This window comes from Shouchella lonarensis (assembly GCF_900096965.1).
In the GTDB taxonomy this organism is placed as follows: domain Bacteria; phylum Bacillota; class Bacilli; order Bacillales; family Bacillaceae_D; genus Shouchella; species Shouchella lonarensis.
The window spans coordinates 236,113-253,244 of sequence record NZ_FMYM01000002.1 but is presented as its reverse complement, the minus strand read 5'-3'; the positions used below and the strand labels follow the sequence as shown (position 1 = coordinate 253,244).

The 17,132-nt window shown below is 42.6% G+C and carries 17 protein-coding genes; 4 read left to right on the top strand and 13 right to left on the bottom strand.

What is annotated here, in order from left to right:
• Positions 1-2 precede the first annotated feature (2 nt).
• From BLT29_RS02890 to BLT29_RS02865, 6 genes are all read right to left on the bottom strand, one after another.
• The gene (locus BLT29_RS02890; RefSeq protein WP_245701016.1) at positions 3-335 is read right to left on the bottom strand and encodes a c-type cytochrome; all 333 of its coding nucleotides are present in this window, start codon (positions 333-335) and stop codon (positions 3-5) included.
• Complete coding sequence (locus BLT29_RS02885; protein WP_090774811.1) at positions 336-1,202, bottom strand: YitT family protein; 867 nt, start codon at positions 1,200-1,202, stop codon at positions 336-338. It abuts the gene before it with no gap.
• A gap of 113 nt (positions 1,203-1,315) precedes the next feature.
• Positions 1,316-2,420 (bottom strand): peptide chain release factor 2 gene (prfB, locus tag BLT29_RS02880; protein ID WP_141769832.1). Its coding sequence is split into 2 segments (ribosomal slippage): positions 1,316-2,347 and positions 2,349-2,420, totalling 1,104 coding nucleotides; the frame shifts between segments, so codons are not numbered across the junction.
• Positions 2,421-2,448: 28 nt separating this feature from the next.
• Positions 2,449-4,971 (bottom strand): preprotein translocase subunit SecA, encoded by a 2,523-nt coding sequence (secA, locus tag BLT29_RS02875; protein ID WP_090774870.1) that lies wholly within the window; start codon positions 4,969-4,971, stop codon positions 2,449-2,451.
• Positions 4,972-5,150: 179 nt separating this feature from the next.
• Positions 5,151-5,717, bottom strand: coding sequence for a ribosome hibernation-promoting factor, HPF/YfiA family (gene hpf, locus BLT29_RS02870; RefSeq protein WP_090774809.1), 567 nt, complete (start codon positions 5,715-5,717; stop codon positions 5,151-5,153).
• Between the two features lie 162 nt (positions 5,718-5,879).
• The gene (locus BLT29_RS02865) at positions 5,880-6,077 is read right to left on the bottom strand and encodes a cold shock domain-containing protein (protein ID WP_090774808.1); all 198 of its coding nucleotides are present in this window, start codon (positions 6,075-6,077) and stop codon (positions 5,880-5,882) included.
• A gap of 372 nt (positions 6,078-6,449) precedes the next feature.
• Here BLT29_RS02865 and BLT29_RS02860 point away from each other — a divergent pair, with 372 nt between their 5' ends.
• Positions 6,450-7,274 carry a DUF6612 family protein gene (locus BLT29_RS02860; protein WP_090774807.1) on the top strand — a complete coding sequence of 275 codons (825 nt, stop codon included), beginning with the start codon at positions 6,450-6,452 and terminating at the stop codon, positions 7,272-7,274.
• A gap of 11 nt (positions 7,275-7,285) precedes the next feature.
• Here BLT29_RS02860 and BLT29_RS02855 read toward each other — a convergent pair whose 3' ends face one another.
• The 5 genes from BLT29_RS02855 to BLT29_RS02835 form a co-directional block, all read right to left on the bottom strand.
• Positions 7,286-7,990, bottom strand: coding sequence for a ComFC family protein (locus tag BLT29_RS02855; protein ID WP_176763769.1), 705 nt, complete (start codon positions 7,988-7,990; stop codon positions 7,286-7,288).
• Positions 7,991-7,992: 2 nt separating this feature from the next.
• Positions 7,993-9,321 (bottom strand): ATP-dependent helicase ComFA, encoded by a 1,329-nt coding sequence (locus BLT29_RS02850; RefSeq protein WP_090774805.1) that lies wholly within the window; start codon positions 9,319-9,321, stop codon positions 7,993-7,995.
• Positions 9,322-9,370: 49 nt separating this feature from the next.
• Positions 9,371-10,213, bottom strand: coding sequence for a DegV family protein (locus BLT29_RS02845; protein ID WP_176763768.1), 843 nt, complete (start codon positions 10,211-10,213; stop codon positions 9,371-9,373).
• Between the two features lie 159 nt (positions 10,214-10,372).
• On the bottom strand, positions 10,373-11,086 hold the full coding sequence (locus tag BLT29_RS02840; RefSeq protein ID WP_437182617.1) for a response regulator: 714 nt from the start codon (positions 11,084-11,086) through the stop codon (positions 10,373-10,375).
• A 24-nt stretch (positions 11,087-11,110) separates the two neighbouring features.
• A complete protein-coding gene (locus BLT29_RS02835; protein ID WP_090774804.1) occupies positions 11,111-12,130 on the bottom strand; it encodes a sensor histidine kinase in 1,020 nt (339 codons plus the stop codon).
• A gap of 293 nt (positions 12,131-12,423) precedes the next feature.
• Here BLT29_RS02835 and BLT29_RS02830 point away from each other — a divergent pair, with 293 nt between their 5' ends.
• On the top strand, positions 12,424-13,056 hold the full coding sequence (locus BLT29_RS02830) for a YigZ family protein (RefSeq protein WP_090774803.1): 633 nt from the start codon (positions 12,424-12,426) through the stop codon (positions 13,054-13,056).
• Here the strand turns inward: BLT29_RS02830 and BLT29_RS02825 are convergent.
• Positions 13,035-13,670, bottom strand: coding sequence for a pyroglutamyl-peptidase I (locus tag BLT29_RS02825; protein WP_090774802.1), 636 nt, complete (start codon positions 13,668-13,670; stop codon positions 13,035-13,037). The two genes, BLT29_RS02830 and BLT29_RS02825, sit on opposite strands and share 22 nt — an antisense overlap.
• Before the next feature lie 133 nt (positions 13,671-13,803).
• Here BLT29_RS02825 and BLT29_RS02820 point away from each other — a divergent pair, with 133 nt between their 5' ends.
• Both BLT29_RS02820 and BLT29_RS02815 read left to right on the top strand, forming a co-directional pair.
• Positions 13,804-14,409 (top strand): trimeric intracellular cation channel family protein, encoded by a 606-nt coding sequence (locus BLT29_RS02820; RefSeq protein WP_245701014.1) that lies wholly within the window; start codon positions 13,804-13,806, stop codon positions 14,407-14,409.
• 278 nt (positions 14,410-14,687) lie between these two features.
• Positions 14,688-15,026, top strand: coding sequence for a hypothetical protein (locus BLT29_RS02815; RefSeq protein ID WP_090774800.1), 339 nt, complete (start codon positions 14,688-14,690; stop codon positions 15,024-15,026).
• A gap of 63 nt (positions 15,027-15,089) precedes the next feature.
• Here the strand turns inward: BLT29_RS02815 and BLT29_RS02810 are convergent, their stop codons facing one another.
• Entirely contained in the window at positions 15,090-16,913 is a 1,824-nt protein-coding gene (locus tag BLT29_RS02810; RefSeq protein WP_245701012.1) for an oligopeptide ABC transporter substrate-binding protein, read from the bottom strand.
• Positions 16,914-17,132: the final 219 nt, after the last annotated feature.

The window sequence follows — 17,132 nt, the reverse complement described above, 5'->3', positions numbered from 1 at the left end:
ACTTATTGTTCACTCAACCACGTCGCCAGCACCGTTAAAATGTCAGCATCTACTTGTTGCGGCGGCATAAACCCTTTTCCCTTTGAAATAATCTGTTCAATTTCAGCTACCGACAAAGATTGTGATGTCAACGCCGGTCCTGATGCGCCTTGCAATGCGTCGCCATGACAAGCAATACACCCTTCTTGCTCATAGTACGCATAACCTTCACTTTGTTCAATGGACGTGTTTCCTGTCGACACATCTTCTTTTTCAACACCGTCCTCTTTACCCCCACAAGCAACGAGCACACCCACCATACATAGCGCGATATAGACACGCCACACGTCAATCACCTATCCCTTCTTAAATCCTTCACCTAACACTTCAGAAGCAGTAGAAAGCACGACAAACGCCTTTGGATCTGTTTGACGCACTGTTTGTTTCAAGCGAGCAACTTCATTTTGGTTCACCACACACATGAGTACTGCACGGGCTTCGTTTGTATAACCACCATAGCCAACAAGCTTCGTTACACCGCGATCAACCGAACGATAAAGTGCTGCCTGCACCTGTTCTTCCTCATTTGAAATGATATAAGCCACTTTTGCGTAACCAATGCCCATCTGTACAAAGTCAATCGTCTTACTAATTGCTACAAGTGCAATCAGTGCATACAGCGCAAGTTCAATACTAAACACAAATGCAGAGGTAACAACGACAAATCCATCAATTAAACCGACACACATGCCAACGGATAACCCGGTGAAACGCTGCACAATTTGTGCAATCAAATCTGTACCCCCTGTACTTGCATTTGCCAAAAAGACGATGCCTAAACCGAGTCCCACACCAATACCGCCAAACAACGCACCGAGCAACGGGTCACTTACTGCAACCGACCAATCTCGTGTTAACAATACAACGAGCGGAATAAACAATGTACCAACTAACGTTTTCAACCCGTAACGAAACCCACCAAGTAAAAGTAAACCCGAAATAAAAATAGGGATGTTTAACGCCCATAATGTATACGCTGGTTCAAACCCAAAGGCATAGTTTGCAATTGTACCGATGCCACTTACACCACCTGGTGCAATTTGGTTCGGCAATAAAAATAAATTAAACGCAAGCGCCACAATGGCTGAACCGAGTAACACACGGCTATAATCAAAAATGACTTGTGTCACCGCATTTGGCGGCGCTGATCGACGATTTCGCACGATATCTTTCTCCTTTTTACTCTTATGTTAAAATTTTCATGTTGAAACGTAAAAAAATGGACGTGCTGCCTCTAACGTACAAGAGGCAACTAGCAACGTCCACTCCCCATCAATCATCCCGATAGTGCCTGTCTTAAGTATGCATCTATAAAGCCATGAATATCGCCGTCCATGACAGCATTCGTATTCCCAATTTCATAATTTGTGCGGTGATCTTTCACCATTGAATATGGATGAAACACATAGGAGCGAATTTGACTGCCCCATCCAATATCTTTTTGTTCCCCTCGGATTTCTGCAAGCTCTCGCTCTTGTTCCTCAATTTGTAGTTGGTGTAACTTTGCTTTCATCATTTTCATTGCATGTTCCCGATTTTTAATTTGAGATCTCTCGCTTTGACACGTCACAACTGTATTGGTTGGCAAGTGTGTAATACGCACCGCTGAATCGGTCGTGTTAATATGTTGACCACCGGCACCACTGGCACGATACGTATCAATTTTTAAGTCTTCCGTATTCATCTCAACATCGACTGCGTCGTCAAGCTCTGGCATCACTTCACATGAGACAAACGATGTATGTCTACGTCCCGATGAATCAAACGGGGAAATGCGGACGAGTCGGTGCACCCCTTTTTCAGCTTTTAAATAGCCATATGCATGAAGCCCTTTGATCGACAATGTCACACTTTTTACGCCAGCTTCTTCACCAGGTAGGTAATCTAATGTTGCGACAGAAAAGCCATTTTTCTCGGCCCATCGTGTATACATTCGAAGTAACATCGCAGCCCAGTCTTGTGATTCAGTCCCTCCAGCTCCTGGATGCAACTCCAAAATGGCATTGCTGCGATCGTAAGGACCATTCAATAACATTTGTAGCTCAAACTGGTTGATTGACTCTTTTAACGTTCCCAATCCAGCTGATAGCTCTTCTGCAAGCTCAGAATCCTCCTCCTCGCGCAACAGTGCAAAGCTAACCTCCAAATCTTCATACGCGGTCACCATCTCGGCAAACGTTCGCACCTGATCTTTTAAAGCATTCGCTTCATTAATAACCACCTGAGCTGCTTGTTGGTCATCCCAAAAATTTTCTTCAGTCATTTTCTGCTCTAACTCAGCAATGCGCTCTTCTTTTTCTTCGACGTCAAAGAGACCCCCTAAAATCAGTTAGTCGCTTCTCAATTACTGTCAATTCTTGCTTTATTTCTACTAAATCCATGACAATCACCCCACGCTTGCAGGAAAACTTAATTTTTCCCGCAGCAATTTTTATATTTTTTTCCGCTTCCACATACACAAGCATCATTTCGTCCTGCAACTTCACTTTTACGGATCGGCTTTCGTTTTGGCTTTTGATCTGCCTCTGTCGTTGTAGACTGCTGCATCGCTTTTCCTTCTGCTACTTCTTGACGTTCGAGATTTTGCTGTACTTGTGCTTTCATGACATACATGGAAACTTCTTCTTCAATTTCTGCAATCATCGCTTCAAACATGCTAAATCCTTCAAAACGATACTCACGCAATGGGTCGTTTTGACCGTACGCACGTAAGTGAATCCCCTGTCGCAACTGATCCATTTGGTCAATGTGGTTCATCCACTTACGATCGACTGTCCGCAGCAAAATGACTTTTTCAAACTCACGCATATGCGCCGGTGACACGTCTACTTCTTTCTGTTCATACGCTTGTTTCACTTGCTCATAAACAAATGCTATCATTTCTTCTTGGTCTTTTCCTTTGAGTTGTTGTTCCGTCATCGCATTCTCACTTAATAATTGCCCGTTCATATACGAAACAATCGCTGCAAGATCCCATTCTTCTTCCAGTTCTGCTTCAGGCGTATGTGTGGTCACAACACGTTCGACAACTGCCTTTTGCATCGTTAAAATGACTTCACGTAAATTATCAGACTCAATGACTTCCATCCGTTGTTTATAAATGATTTCGCGCTGCTCACGCATAACATCATCATATTGCAAAACTTGTTTACGCGCATCATAGTTATTGCCTTCAACACGTTTCTGCGCTGTCTCAACAGCTCTTGAAACAAGCTTCGATTCAATTGGCTGGTCTTCTTCCATACCAAGTCGATCCATCATTGTTTTCATATTATCCGAACCGAAGCGCCGCATTAATTCATCTTCCATTGACAAATAAAATTGGGAAGAACCTTCATCGCCTTGACGTCCTGACCGACCTCGCAACTGATTATCAATCCGGCGACTCTCATGCCGTTCTGTCCCAAGAACATGTAAGCCACCGAGCGCTTTCACACCATCACCGAGCTTAATGTCTGTTCCTCGACCAGCCATATTTGTGGCAATCGTCACTGCGCCTTTTTGACCCGCATTTTCAATGATCTCTGCTTCACGCTCATGGTTCTTCGCATTTAACACATGATGCGGAATCCGCTTTTTATGCAACATTTTCGCGACAAGCTCTGAGGTATCCACATTAACCGTTCCAACGAGTACAGGTCGTCCACTTTTATGAAGCGCCTCTATCTCGGCGACAACAGCTTCAAATTTCGCTTGCATCGACTTATAAATCAAATCTGGTTTGTCAATCCGCGCAATCGGTTTATTCGTTGGGACAACCATCACGTCCATCCCATAAATATTGCGAAACTCTTCTTCCTCTGTCTTCGCCGTACCAGTCATTCCTGCCAAGTTTGCATACAAACGGAAATAGTTTTGGAACGTCACCGATGCGAGCGTCATGCTCTCACGCTGTACTTGTAAACCTTCTTTCGCCTCTAACGCTTGATGCAAGCCATCACTATAGCGTCGCCCTTTCATTAATCGTCCTGTGAATTGGTCAACAATGACCACTTCACCTTCATCGACAACATAGTCGGCATCACGGGCCATCGCTACATGCGCCTTTAATGATTGTCCAATATGATGATTCAATTGTACGTGCTTTTGATCATATAAGTTATCAATTTGGAACGCGCGCTCTGCCTTGTTAACCCCTTCATCGGTTAGCTGTACATTTTTCGTCTTCACGTCATACGTGTAATCCACATCTTTTTTCAATGCCCGAACGAATGTATCCGCTTGACCGTATAATTTCGTTTTTCGTTCAACGGAACCCGAAATAATAAGTGGCGTCCGCGCTTCATCAATTAAAATCGAGTCCACTTCATCAATTAAAGCAAAATAGAGCGGACGTTGAACCATTTCCTCTTTATACAACACCATATTATCACGCAAATAATCAAACCCTAATTCATTGTTTGTACTGTACGTGACATCAGCTTGGTACGCTGCTTGCTTTTCTTCTCTTGACAAACCGCTCTCATTTAAACCTACTGTCAAACCAAGAAACTGAAAAATTCGACCGTAATTTTCAAGGTCACGGCGCGCCAAATAATCATTGACCGTTACAATGTGTACCCCTTTCCCCGCAAGCGCTTGTACATACATTGCAATCGTTCCAACAAGTGTCTTCCCTTCACCTGTTTTCATTTCCGCAATATTGCCTTGATGAAGTGCCAATGCACCGAGTAATTGTACGCGATATGGATATTCGTTGAGCACCCGACCGGCTGCTTCACGCACAACCGCAAGTGCTGGCACAACGATGTCGTCTAATGTACTTCCTTCTTTTAATTCCGCTTTGAACTGTTCCGTTTTTTGACGTAACTGTGTGTCGGATAATTGTTTTGTCTCATCGGCTAACGCTTCAATTTTGTCTACAACCTTCTCATTTTTCTTCAACTGCTTTTGCGCAGGATCTCCTACGACTTTTTTCAGTAACCCAAGCATCAACATCTTTCCCTTCTTGACAGTAGCATAAACAACACTCGCTCATCGCCATGTTTCTCTCTTTATCATACCAGTTTACACTGTCACTTACAATTTAGACAAGTGGTAACAAATAAAGAGGCGCACGATTATCCGTACGCCTTGTTATATTCTAGAAACGTCTTTCCTAATTGAAAATACTATACCGCTTCAATTAAACCGTATTTTCCATCCTTGCGCCGATATACCACATTTGTCCGCCCGCTATCTGCATCCGCATAGACAAAGAAATTATGACCCAACATATCCATCTGCAAAATGGCTTCTTCTGCATCCATTGGCTTCAAACTAAATCGCTTTGTCCGCACGACCTCTGGTTCCTCTAATGCACCTTCATCATCTATGATCTGTTCTTGTTGTAACGGCTCTAGCTCATTGACAAACATATATTTCAAACTACCTTCTTGACGGAACTTGCGGTTTACCTTCGTTTTATACTTACGGATTTGTCGCTCTAACTTCTCTACAACTAAATCGATTGCTGCATACATATCTGAGTGTGTCTCTTCCGCTCGTAAAAGCAATTTAGACATTGGAATCGTCACCTCTACACTTGCCTCGTTGTTACCTAAGAGCTGCAATTTCACATGAACATCAGCAACAGGCATCGTCGCAAAATAGCGGCTAAGCTTACTCACCTTCTTTTCGACATATGCACGAATCGGAGCTGTTACCTCAATGTTCTCTCCACGAATGTTAAAATTCATGTCAACTCTCCCCTTTCTTTCTTACACATACTATTTCGCCAAACCCCATATGTATTCCTACCAGAAAACAAACGTAAATGTGTACAAAATATGACAAAAGCCCACCTCGATGTGAAGTGGGCTGTTCATTAGCTATCATTCATATCCGTACAGGAATGTGAATTAAAGCTTCATTACGTTTGCAGCTTGCGGTCCACGCGCGCCTTCAACGATTTCAAATTCTACATCTTGACCTTCATCAAGTGTTTTAAAGCCTTCAGAGTTGATCGCTGAGAAATGTACGAATACATCGTCGCCATCTTCGCGCTCGATAAAACCGAAACCTTTTTCTGCATTAAACCATTTTACTTTTCCTTGCATGCTTCACATTCCCTTCGTTACTGAAAATTTCATTGTGGTGCTTTACCACATCTTCAACTATATCAGTGAAGTGGAGTAAAGTCAAACCATTTATTTTAAATCTGCATCATAAATCCATGTCTAATTCTAGCGATCTGTGATACTTTTTCTTTGCTCAATGTATCAAAGTACTGATTTATCAAGCTTTTTTCTCAATCATACTTCGAAAATATTGACGAAAGATTAGTGCAATATTTTTCTCTTTTTCTCTCCAACGATCACTAGTACATTTTCCCTATTCCATTAATCCATAACTTTTGTTACAATAGATGTCAAATGTAATACAATTGTAATGTTTTTTGCATGTTATTTCTCCAGAAGGGGGGTTCGCCTTTGTTTTCGCATTTACGTACCTATAGCCTTTTATTACTTTTCCTGTTAAGTGGTTGCTCTTTTTCAATGAAAGAGACACCGAACGTACAGACATATACAGATAATGAACACTTGGATGTGGACACATTGCTCCAACAATCCATCGAAACACACAATCATCAAAAAGTGTTTGGTTTTAAAAGCAAACAAATTGATACCCTGTCGCACCTCCTCCAAACAGATACTTACTCGACAGTAAACACTACTGTTACAGAAGGGACATCCCAATATGTATCAAATCAAGATGCGTGGTATAGTGAATTCAAACACATAAAGGACTGGGATCCATCTGTTTCTGACAGCCAGAGTGAAGATTTCTCCATCTGGAAGACTGACACATCTGCATTTGTATTAAATAACGGAGATTGGTCAGAGGAATCACCTCGTCTATCGACCTTTCAAGACACATCCATCATCCATTTTGCACCAGTTGATCACCTTGAAGTGTTCAAAACGTTTATCGATCATGTTATTTTTGAGCAACAAGAAGATATGTATGTGCTATCCGTAAAGGCAGATGAGACGCAACAACAGGCAGTTGCGGACACCTTCATTTTACCAGACGATATGGCGAATCAACAATCGGACAGAGAAAAAGAAGCATCGTACCAGTTTAGTCAGCTGCATTACATGTTATTTATTAATGAATCATCACTGCTCGTCGAACAAGTTTACATCTTTTGTGAACTTACAGCGCCGACAACAAAGGGCATCGAAACCATCAGCAAAGAATATACGCTTCTTAAGCTAGATACGCCGCCACAATTAGACACACGCTCCCCGTAATTACGCATGACTCAGGAACGCGCGATTGTCAAAGATGACACGGATTGTGCGCCATACTTGATCAGAACGCGCGCCGCTTGTCTCACCGTTGTTCCAGTTGTATAAATATCATCCATAATGACAACACTTTTTCCTGAGAAATAAGCAGGCTCAACATCTGATGCAAGTTTAAAAGGGTTTTCTTTTATGAGCGCGATCCGCTGCCGGCGCGTTTTTTTACTTTGTTTTCCTGAGTCGCTTGTTGCCCGCTGTAACCAAGTGACACGACCTGCCCAATTTCTAGCAAGCAATGCAGCCTGGTTAAACCCCCTCTCCTTGAGTCTTTCTGGAGAAAGCGGGATCGCTACAGGTATACAGTGAGCAAATGTTTTACGGTATGCCCGCCGCATAACCGCTACAAAACATTCATGTAAAGCAACATCTCCTCGATACTTGTAATCTGCTAATATCCCCTTTAAGAAATCATTATAATAAAACAACGAATAATTGCGTTCCAACACATCGCCTTCAAGCATTTTTGACCAGCGCACACAATCATAGCAAATCTCTTGCTTCTCATGAACAACCTTACTCCCACAACGCTGGCATCCGCTCCCCTCTATCGCTTCTAATTTTTCGTAACATTGCTCACACATCTTCTCTTCTCCTGGATCCATGAGCATTCGAAACGACATCGCTGTCCGAAATGAAACATGACAAATGATACACCGCCTCACACTCATTCCTCCTCGTTCATCGATACAATGTGCGCAATCGCTTTCTTCATTGCTTTTGTCTTACCGTGATGAAAGAATACAATGTCCCCTGTTGGTTCAGCCTGATTCCGCCCCACTCGACCGCTTATTTGTACAAGTGCTGCTTCAGTGAAAATATGATCCTCCGCGCCTAGTACAGCGACTTGCAAGCCTTTGATTGTAATTCCTCTCTCTAAAATTGTTGTCGTCACAATGCAATCAACTTCACCACGTCGATACAATGCTACATCTGTATGTCTTGCCTGCGACTGAGCATGAACGGCAACGTGTGCCATGTCAGCACGTTTTAAACTGATTGACAATTGTTCCAAAATGTGGACTGAGGGAACAAAAATCATTTTTGGCTTTATTCGGTGTGACATCATCCACGCGCGCACTTTCTTCGGCAACTTCCCTTGTTGCAAATCCTTTCGCCAATGTCCACACCATTGCAGAGAAGGGAGAGGTAAATCATGGCCATGGAACCTTCTCGAAATTTTTGTTTGATGAAAGCGATACTGTTTCTGAATTTGCCTAGAAGGGGTCGCACTAAGCAATATGAATGCGCTTACATTTTTGCGCGCACGCTCAACCGCGCGCTGCAAACGCTCATCGTAAGCGTAAGGAAATGCGTCCACCTCATCAACAATCACCACATCAAATGCATGTTGATAACGCATCAGTTGGTGCGTTGTCGCAAGTACAAGTTGTGCGTGTAACGGTTGTTTCCGGCTACCTGCATACCATACACTTTGAGATACTTTCGGGAACGCCTCATATAAACGCGGTGCTAACTCTTTTATTACATCTATTCTTGGTGCGACAATCGCAACACGATAACCAAGTGCAAAACTACGCGCTAACGCAGGATACAATACTTCTGTCTTCCCCGCCCCACATACTGCCCAAAGTAGATGTACATGCGCTTGTTCTACCGCGCGTACCAATGCCTTTGCAGCTACAGCTTGTGCAGACGTGAGCGTCCCACGCCACGCACACGCCGAAAATAGCGGACGGTAAGAGAACAATGCCCCTACCCACGTATATAAAAGCGTACACGAGGACGCTTTTCCGAGCCGAATACAATAGCGACAATATGTGCATTGCTGTTTACAACGCGCACATTCATGTGTATAAAAAAGGGCCTGCTCATCATTGCCACACCGACGACAATGCCAGTGGCCAAATTCACTTTGCAACGCTGGTTGGTGATTCACATGAAGAGAACGATGCAGCACTTCTTTAGGGAATGGCACTTCTGTTTCTAACAATTGTCGACCCGCTAAACATTGACGGATCGCCTGATTAGTCATAACGCCACCCCCACGTTTCAAAAAATAGTGTACATCATTTAAACGTAAATTAGTGCCAACCAATTCCTAAACTGCCCACTCCAAGATGCGTGCCAATGACCGGACTAAAATAGCCTGTACGTATTTCGAGTGTTTTATTATACGCTTCGATCTCCTGCTTCAATGCCTCAGCCCGATCAGGGCGGTTTGCATGAATAACAGCTACACGCGTCACTTTACCTGCATCAATATCAGCGTACAACATCGATAAAATGCGATTTAACGCTTTTTTTTCTGTTCGTACCTTTTCAAATGGCACAATGGTACCATCCTCAAAATGTAAGATCGGCTTGATTTGTAATAAACCACCAATTAATGCTTGCGCACCACTTAATCGCCCACCACGACGCAAATGATTTAAATCATCGACCATAAAATAAGCGCAGGCCTTCTCTTTTAATTGTTGTAACGTAGCGATAATATGTGTCGCATCAGCCCCATCCCGCACCATTTCTGCTGCGGTTTGTACGAAAAACGCTTGGGGCGCAGAACTAATTTCTGAATCAAATCCATGCACTGTTAGCCCTTCAACCATACGAGCCGCGGACATGGCGGTTTGATAAGTCCCACTAATTTTAGATGACAAATGAACGGAAACAACATCTGTATACCCATCTTCCTTAAGTTGCTCAAATAAAGATACAAATGCACCTACAGGCGGCTGCGAAGTCGTTGGCAATGCTTGCTCCGTCTCTAATTTTTCATAGAAAGCAGCCGCTGTCATATCAATCCCTTCACGGTATGCTTTTCCGTCAAAAATGACAGACAAAGGAACCTCATACACATTGAACGTCTTAATCATGTCTTGATCCAAAAAAGCGGTTGTATCTGTAACAATTGCTGTTTTCACCATTTACTATTCCTCCTACATCAGTCTTCCTAAATGTAGCGGAAAGTGCGCCGATAATCAAGGGAAATCGCTTAAATCATTTATTTCCCGAGAAATATCAGCAAATTTCTTGGTTGATTTTCTTTGTTACTGGAAAAAAGCACAATTTGACAACGAAACGCATCAATCATCACGCACAAGCACATAACCACGCTTCATGGCCTCTACAACAGCTTGTGTACGATCTTTCACTTTCAATTTTCGTAAAATACGACTAATGTGGTTTTTGACCGTCTTCTCACTAATGTAGAGCGATTCAGCCATTCCTTTATTATTTTCTCCGTCAACGAGTAATTGCAATATTTCACACTCTCTTACTGTCAACAAATGTAAGGGACGACAATATTCAACCACTTGGTAAGCAGTTGCAGCTTGTTGCGCTTGTTGTTTTTGCCATAAATCTCGGTACTCTTTTAAAACGTAAGGTGCCACTTTCGGATGAATATACATGCCCCCTGCCGCCGTCATTTTAATCGCTTCAATTAATTTTGTTGCTTTCATTTCTTTTAACAAATAACCTACAGCACCGGCACGCAACACAGAAGAGACATATGTTTCCTCTTCATAAATAGATAAAATTAACACCTTAGCGTTAGGAAATGACTGCAGCAATGTCTCTGTTGCTTCGATACCATTCACCTTTGGCATTTGCATATCCATGAGAATAATGTCCGGCTGGTACTGCCGCATGAGATCAACTGCCTCAGACCCGTCTTCTCCTTCTGCCACAACTTCGAAATTTTCTTCCATAGATAAAATTTGCTTTACTCCTGCACGAAATAAAGGATGATCGTCAATCATTGCGATACGTATTTTATGTCTTTCTTCTGTTTTCACTCGTGCGATTCCCCCTTGTACAACTCATGCTTCCTCTAAGGTCTGACTACAGTCTCTCGGTACAAAAATGGTTACACTCGTCCCATGACCGATGCCCGAATCAATGTCAATGACACCACCAAGTGCATCTACTCGTTCTTTCATCCCAACTAAACCAAATGAAGTGGCCTTACGTTGTGTTGGATCAAATCCTTTCCCGTTATCAACCACTTGTAATACAATCTCATGCGCTTTCATTTCTAACGTGACAGTTACCTTATCGGCCTCAGCATGCTTCTTCACATTATGCAGGGATTCCTGAACCAAGCGAAACAAGGCAATTTGCATATCTAACGACAAGCCCTCTGCTTCACCCATCGATTCAAAAACAATGCTTCCTTTAACCATTTGTTCTTCTATGCCTTCGATATAGACACGCAATGTTTCGACAATCCCTTTGTCACTCATATCTGCTGGTCTTAAGTCAGCCACAACGCGTCTTACATCTTCAGATAACGCCCTCACATACTCACGCAACATGTGAAGCTCGTCTAGCGCCGCATGTAATCCTTCTTTTTCGTAAACAAATGGAATATAATCTGTATGTAACATGACTTGTGTCATCAACTGTGCTGGACCATCGTGCATATCTCTTGCTAATCGCAATCGCTCTTCTTCACGAACAGCAACAGCTCTTGCCTGGATTGCCCGATCACTTGAATGTTGTTCTACACCTGCCAAAGCGTCTCCAGCCCGCGTTAATTGCTCAGAGTAACGCGTCGTCTTCATCATTGTCTGTTGCAGCACTAGCAGGCGTCCCTCCATGTCCATGTCCTTGTCGTTCTCTTGTCTCCTCATGAAAGCATCAACAGATTGATCTTCGCATGATATCTCTTCATCGTGACTTGCGGCAATTGCGTCCTGGGCACATGACTTCGCTTGCACAATCGCGTGATATTCCTCGCGTGCACACGCATCCATCGTCTTTATTTTCTCCTGCGCTCCTTGCACATCATCTCGGACTTGTTCCATTATCTTGTCACACATTGCTTCATTCGCTTTCATCCATTTCACCCGCCTTTCACAGATTTAGAGAAAAACCGAACATTGCGCACGATCCTGTCGCCATACATTTTGCAGGTTGTTCTTTTTACAACACCTTGCATCTTCTTTGGAAAATGATTTCACATCAGAAACAATCGTGGTAGAATAGTAAGACCTATACTTATTCAGTTTATCAAACATTCCCTATCCCCTGCAAACCTTACTTAAAACAAATTCCTGTCCCTATAAACTGATTATACTACATCACCCCGTTAAAAACTGACAAAAAACAAAGGAAATATGAGGAGCAGCCTATGTTACAACAATACTTGACCATTAAACAAACAGGAGAATACGAGATGGTCGTTCAAAAATCGCGCTTCATTGCTCACTTTAAAAGAACTGAAACCGAGCAAGATGCAACCAACTTTATTTTAAGTATCAAAAAAGAACATTGGCATGCTGCCCACAATTGCGCTGCTTACTTGATTGGCGAAAACGATACGATTCAAAAAGCAAACGACGATGGCGAACCAAGCGGTACAGCAGGTGTTCCCATGCTTGAAGTATTAAAGAAACGCGGGTTAAAGGATACATGTGTTGTCGTCACCCGCTATTTCGGTGGGATCAAATTAGGCGCTGGCGGATTAATCCGGGCATATGGTCGTGCTGTCAGTACCGGGCTTGAATCTATTGGGATCGTCAAACGCACCCGAGTTCAAGTTGTCCATACCACTGTCAACTACACCTGGCTTGGCAAACTTGAAAATGAACTACACACCTCCCCTTACATTATTAAAACCGTGTCGTATACAGACAAAGTGACGATTGAAACGTATGTTGAACAACATTTAGTAGATACTTTCCATCAATGGGTAACCGCAGTAACAAACGGTCAAGCAGTCATTGCAAACGGTGACACTTCTTATTTAGAAACGCCCATCTGAATCGTCTCGGTATCGATTGTGACAGCGAGCATCTCTTGAACTGCCTCAACCAATTTGTCATTTGTAAAAGGCGTATCATCTATCACTTTCATCTTGCTTGCATACGGGATGTGAACAAAACCAGCCCTCACATCGCTTGCGAACCCCGCTAGGTTCAGATAATGTAACACCCGGTACATGAGCATATTACACACGTACGTTCCAGCCGTATTGGAAATGTGTGCTGGAATCTTTTTTTCTTGTAACCTTTCTACCATTTCCTTGATCGGCAATGTCGAAAAATAAGCCGCCGGCCCTTCAGACGCAATTGACTGATCAACCATCTGCCTCCCATCATTATCTTTAGCACCATCCATCACATTGATTGCGACACGCTCTGGTGTGATGACATCCCTATCCCCTGCTAAACCAAGCATCATCACAACAGATGGCTTCTTGCTTATGACGAGCTTCAACAACTGTTGTGCCGCATCTTGATAGCTCACTGGTAACACATAACCGCAAATGGTATGACCCCCAACGACTTTGCCATTTAGTTTGCGCGCAACCATCTCCGTTGGATTTTCTTGGTGCTGCAAAAACGGTTCAAAACCTGTTACAATAATATTGCTCATTTCACAATACCCCTTTCTATCTCATAAGAAATGCCATAACTAAAATCCAAATACGTTAGTCTACATCATGCCAGCTATATCAAAGTACTCATTCATTGTATATCATTTTTATCATGCTAACGGAGGAATTATTTTGAATACGTGGGAAATCTTTACGATTATCGGTACACTTGCATTTGCACTCTCTGGCGCGCTTGTTGCTTTTGAAGAGAAATACGACCTGTTTGGTGTCTACACACTCGGTTTCATTACTGCTTTCGGTGGAGGTATGATCCGGAATCTCGTCGTCGGTATACCTGTCTCTGCCTTTTGGGCGCAAACGCCTTTATTTTTACTCACCTTTGCCTTAATCACATTGCTTGTCCTCTTACCGTCCTGCTACTTTCAGCTTTGGAACCGCTGGGGCATTTTCTTTGACGCCGTCGGATTATCCGCCTTTGCCATTCAAGGTGCGATCTTTGCCCAAAGTGCAAATGAATCGATTTTCGCGATGATGATTGCTGCTGTGCTCACCGGCGTTGGCGGTGGCATGCTCCGCGATGTTTTGGCTGGACGAAAACCTCTTGTTCTTCATACCGACATTTACGCAGGTTGGGCACTATTTGCAGGGTTGCTCATCGGTATCGGCTTCAGTCATCCGATTGCGCAGTATGTTTTATTCGTGTTGGTGATTTGCTTGCGGATGCTGACAGTGCGTTATTGCTGGCATTTACCGAGAGTGAGTAAGAACATCGCCTGAATCAGCCTCCAAACGACACGCGTCGCTTATGTCACTAAGTATTCGCCACGCGTGCAGGAGATTCCTGCTAAAAGAACAAAAAAAAGCAAACATAGCAATGACGTTTAGCCATACATGATTATTACTCAAAAATCGTACTCAAATATTCAAAAACACCGAAGCTGATTGCATAATCCGGCACAATGCGTTATAATTGAACTGAAAAGGTAGTTACTTAGTTTCCTACTTTAAACATAGGAACAACCTTTATCAAAAATACTAACTGGAGGTTTTTTACAATGAAGCGTGTAAAACAAATCACTTCGCTATCAATTCTATCAATAGCTCTCCTCATTCCCGGTACCACATCAGAAGCAGGGGCTATGTCTACACAAGTAAAACAGGGTGAAAGTATAGCTGCAGGAGAGGTAACAACTCAAAGTTCTAAAGGGATTTATGTTAGGGTTAAGAAAACTTACTATGGAAAAAAACCCCCAGAAACGATCCGCTATAACAAAGGCGGTCGAATTGGTACACTCAAAATAGTAAATAAGCATTTAGATAATGATACATGGTACGTTACCTACGGAGGATACCACTATTGTGACCCAAAGCGAGCTTGTATGATGCCTAATTAACTAAAAGTAACTCCAGTTTTGGGACTATGAACCATCCCGAAACTGGAGTTCTTATCAGGACCCCTAATTCACAACTGGCTCTTCCGCATTCAATTGAATCGTATGGTATCCATAATCATTGTTTCCTCGTTCAATTGAATACCCACTCACACGTTTGTTAATTGGCTCAACATCTAGGCTATAAAGTGTCGGCGCTAATGGCAATACTTCATTAATATATGCCTGAAACTTATTATAGACTTCGCGCCGGTAATCCAAGTTGAAAGCTTTATCAGATAATCCTTCTGTAATTAATTCCTCAATCCGATCATCAATATACCGCGGGAAATTGAATTGCGCTTCTGCCCCAAAAAGTCCTGACGGGTCAACATCTGATCCTACATTCCATCCTGCCGTGTACATATCAATTGCTGGATCATCTTCTTGGATACGATCATAGAAAGCATTCACCTCCATCAATGCACCATCAAGCAACTGCACATTCAAACCAATGTCCCTCCACGCTTGCATCTCGTAGTTAGCCACCGCTTCTGCTGTCGCATCACCTTGACGAGCTGCAAACATAATTTCTAAAGGTTCACCTTCTGGCGTTTCAACAAAGCCATCGCCGTCTTTATCCTCATAACCCGCATCCGCTAAAATTTGCTTTGCTTTTTCTGGATCATACGAGAAACCGGGGTTCGATTCATCATGAAAAAGTCGATAAGCAGGTGGTAACACAGTTGTAGCTGGGAACCTTAAGCCACTATACATTTTTTCCCCCAGTTCCTCATAATTAACGGCTAAGCGCACCGCCTTACGTAAGGAGACATCTGCCATTTTTGCATCAGGATCTGTGTTGATCTGACCTTCTTCTGCGTTCCACGTACCTAGATTAAAACCAATATACGAATAACTAAGTGCCACGCGTCCAAGCCAATCAACGTTATTCATGTCCGCATTATCTGCAAATTGCGATGATGGAAATGTATTCACCATATCAATTTCCCCTGATCGCAATGCTTGAGCCACTACATCAGGGTTCACCACTTTTAACACAACACGATCGACTTTGGGCTCACCTCGCCAATAATCCTCATTTTTAACAAGCGTCACCGATTCACCCGGTTCAATAGACTCTACTTTGAAAGGACCATATCCAATTGGTTTCACACGAACTTGATCAGAAGCTGACATATCGGCTATCTCAACACCCTCAAAATAGTGTTTTGCCATTGCATAAAACCAAATTCCACCATTCATTAACGACGGGGTCGCTTCTTTAAATGTCAACCTCACAGTCTTATCATCTATAATTTCAAACCCTGAGATCTCATCTGCTTCACCAGAATGATATTCTGCCATACCAACAATATTTTGGAATGATGCATCATAGCGAGGACCATCATAATCTTTATGACCAATTACTTCATGCGCAAACACAAAATCCTCTGCTTTCACTGGCTCTCCATCGTGCCAATTAACATTCTCTTTAATCGTGACCGTATATGTCTTTTTATCCTCTGATGCCTCAATCGTTGCTGGTCCTTCTTCTGTCACTTGAAAATCCTCATCGGTATAAAAAAGCGACTCATTAAACCATTCAATAATATCGGCATCTGTGGAAATACCATAAAATTGGAAGTCTAATGTCCCTTCAAAAGCTGAAGATGCGACAATTCCGACTTTTAATGTCCCACCAAGATTGTCTCCTTCTGTTTCTTTTGTTAATTCGAAATCATCGACAGAATAAATCCCGTCTTCTCGTTGAATTGTTTTTTGTTCTTTTGGGTTACCCTCATGACCCGGTTTTGAAGACGTATTACGATCATTTCCACACGCAGCCAATGTTGTTGTCACGACAAGCGTGGATACTGCTAGCCATTTAAATATAGACAGCTTCTTCAAAACTAATCTCCCCCTTAAATTTTTAAATTTTTCATCTTAACACATATTTACGCTTGGCTCACACCATTTATACACATGTATCATGTTTAAATGACCAATCATTCTACTTCACCCCCTTATTCCTTAGCTTTTTCTATCCACATTTATGATTGTCTTCTTTGAATGCTACACATTTTTAATATTATTTTTGTTTCATATTTGTTTCGATTTTCTTTTAAT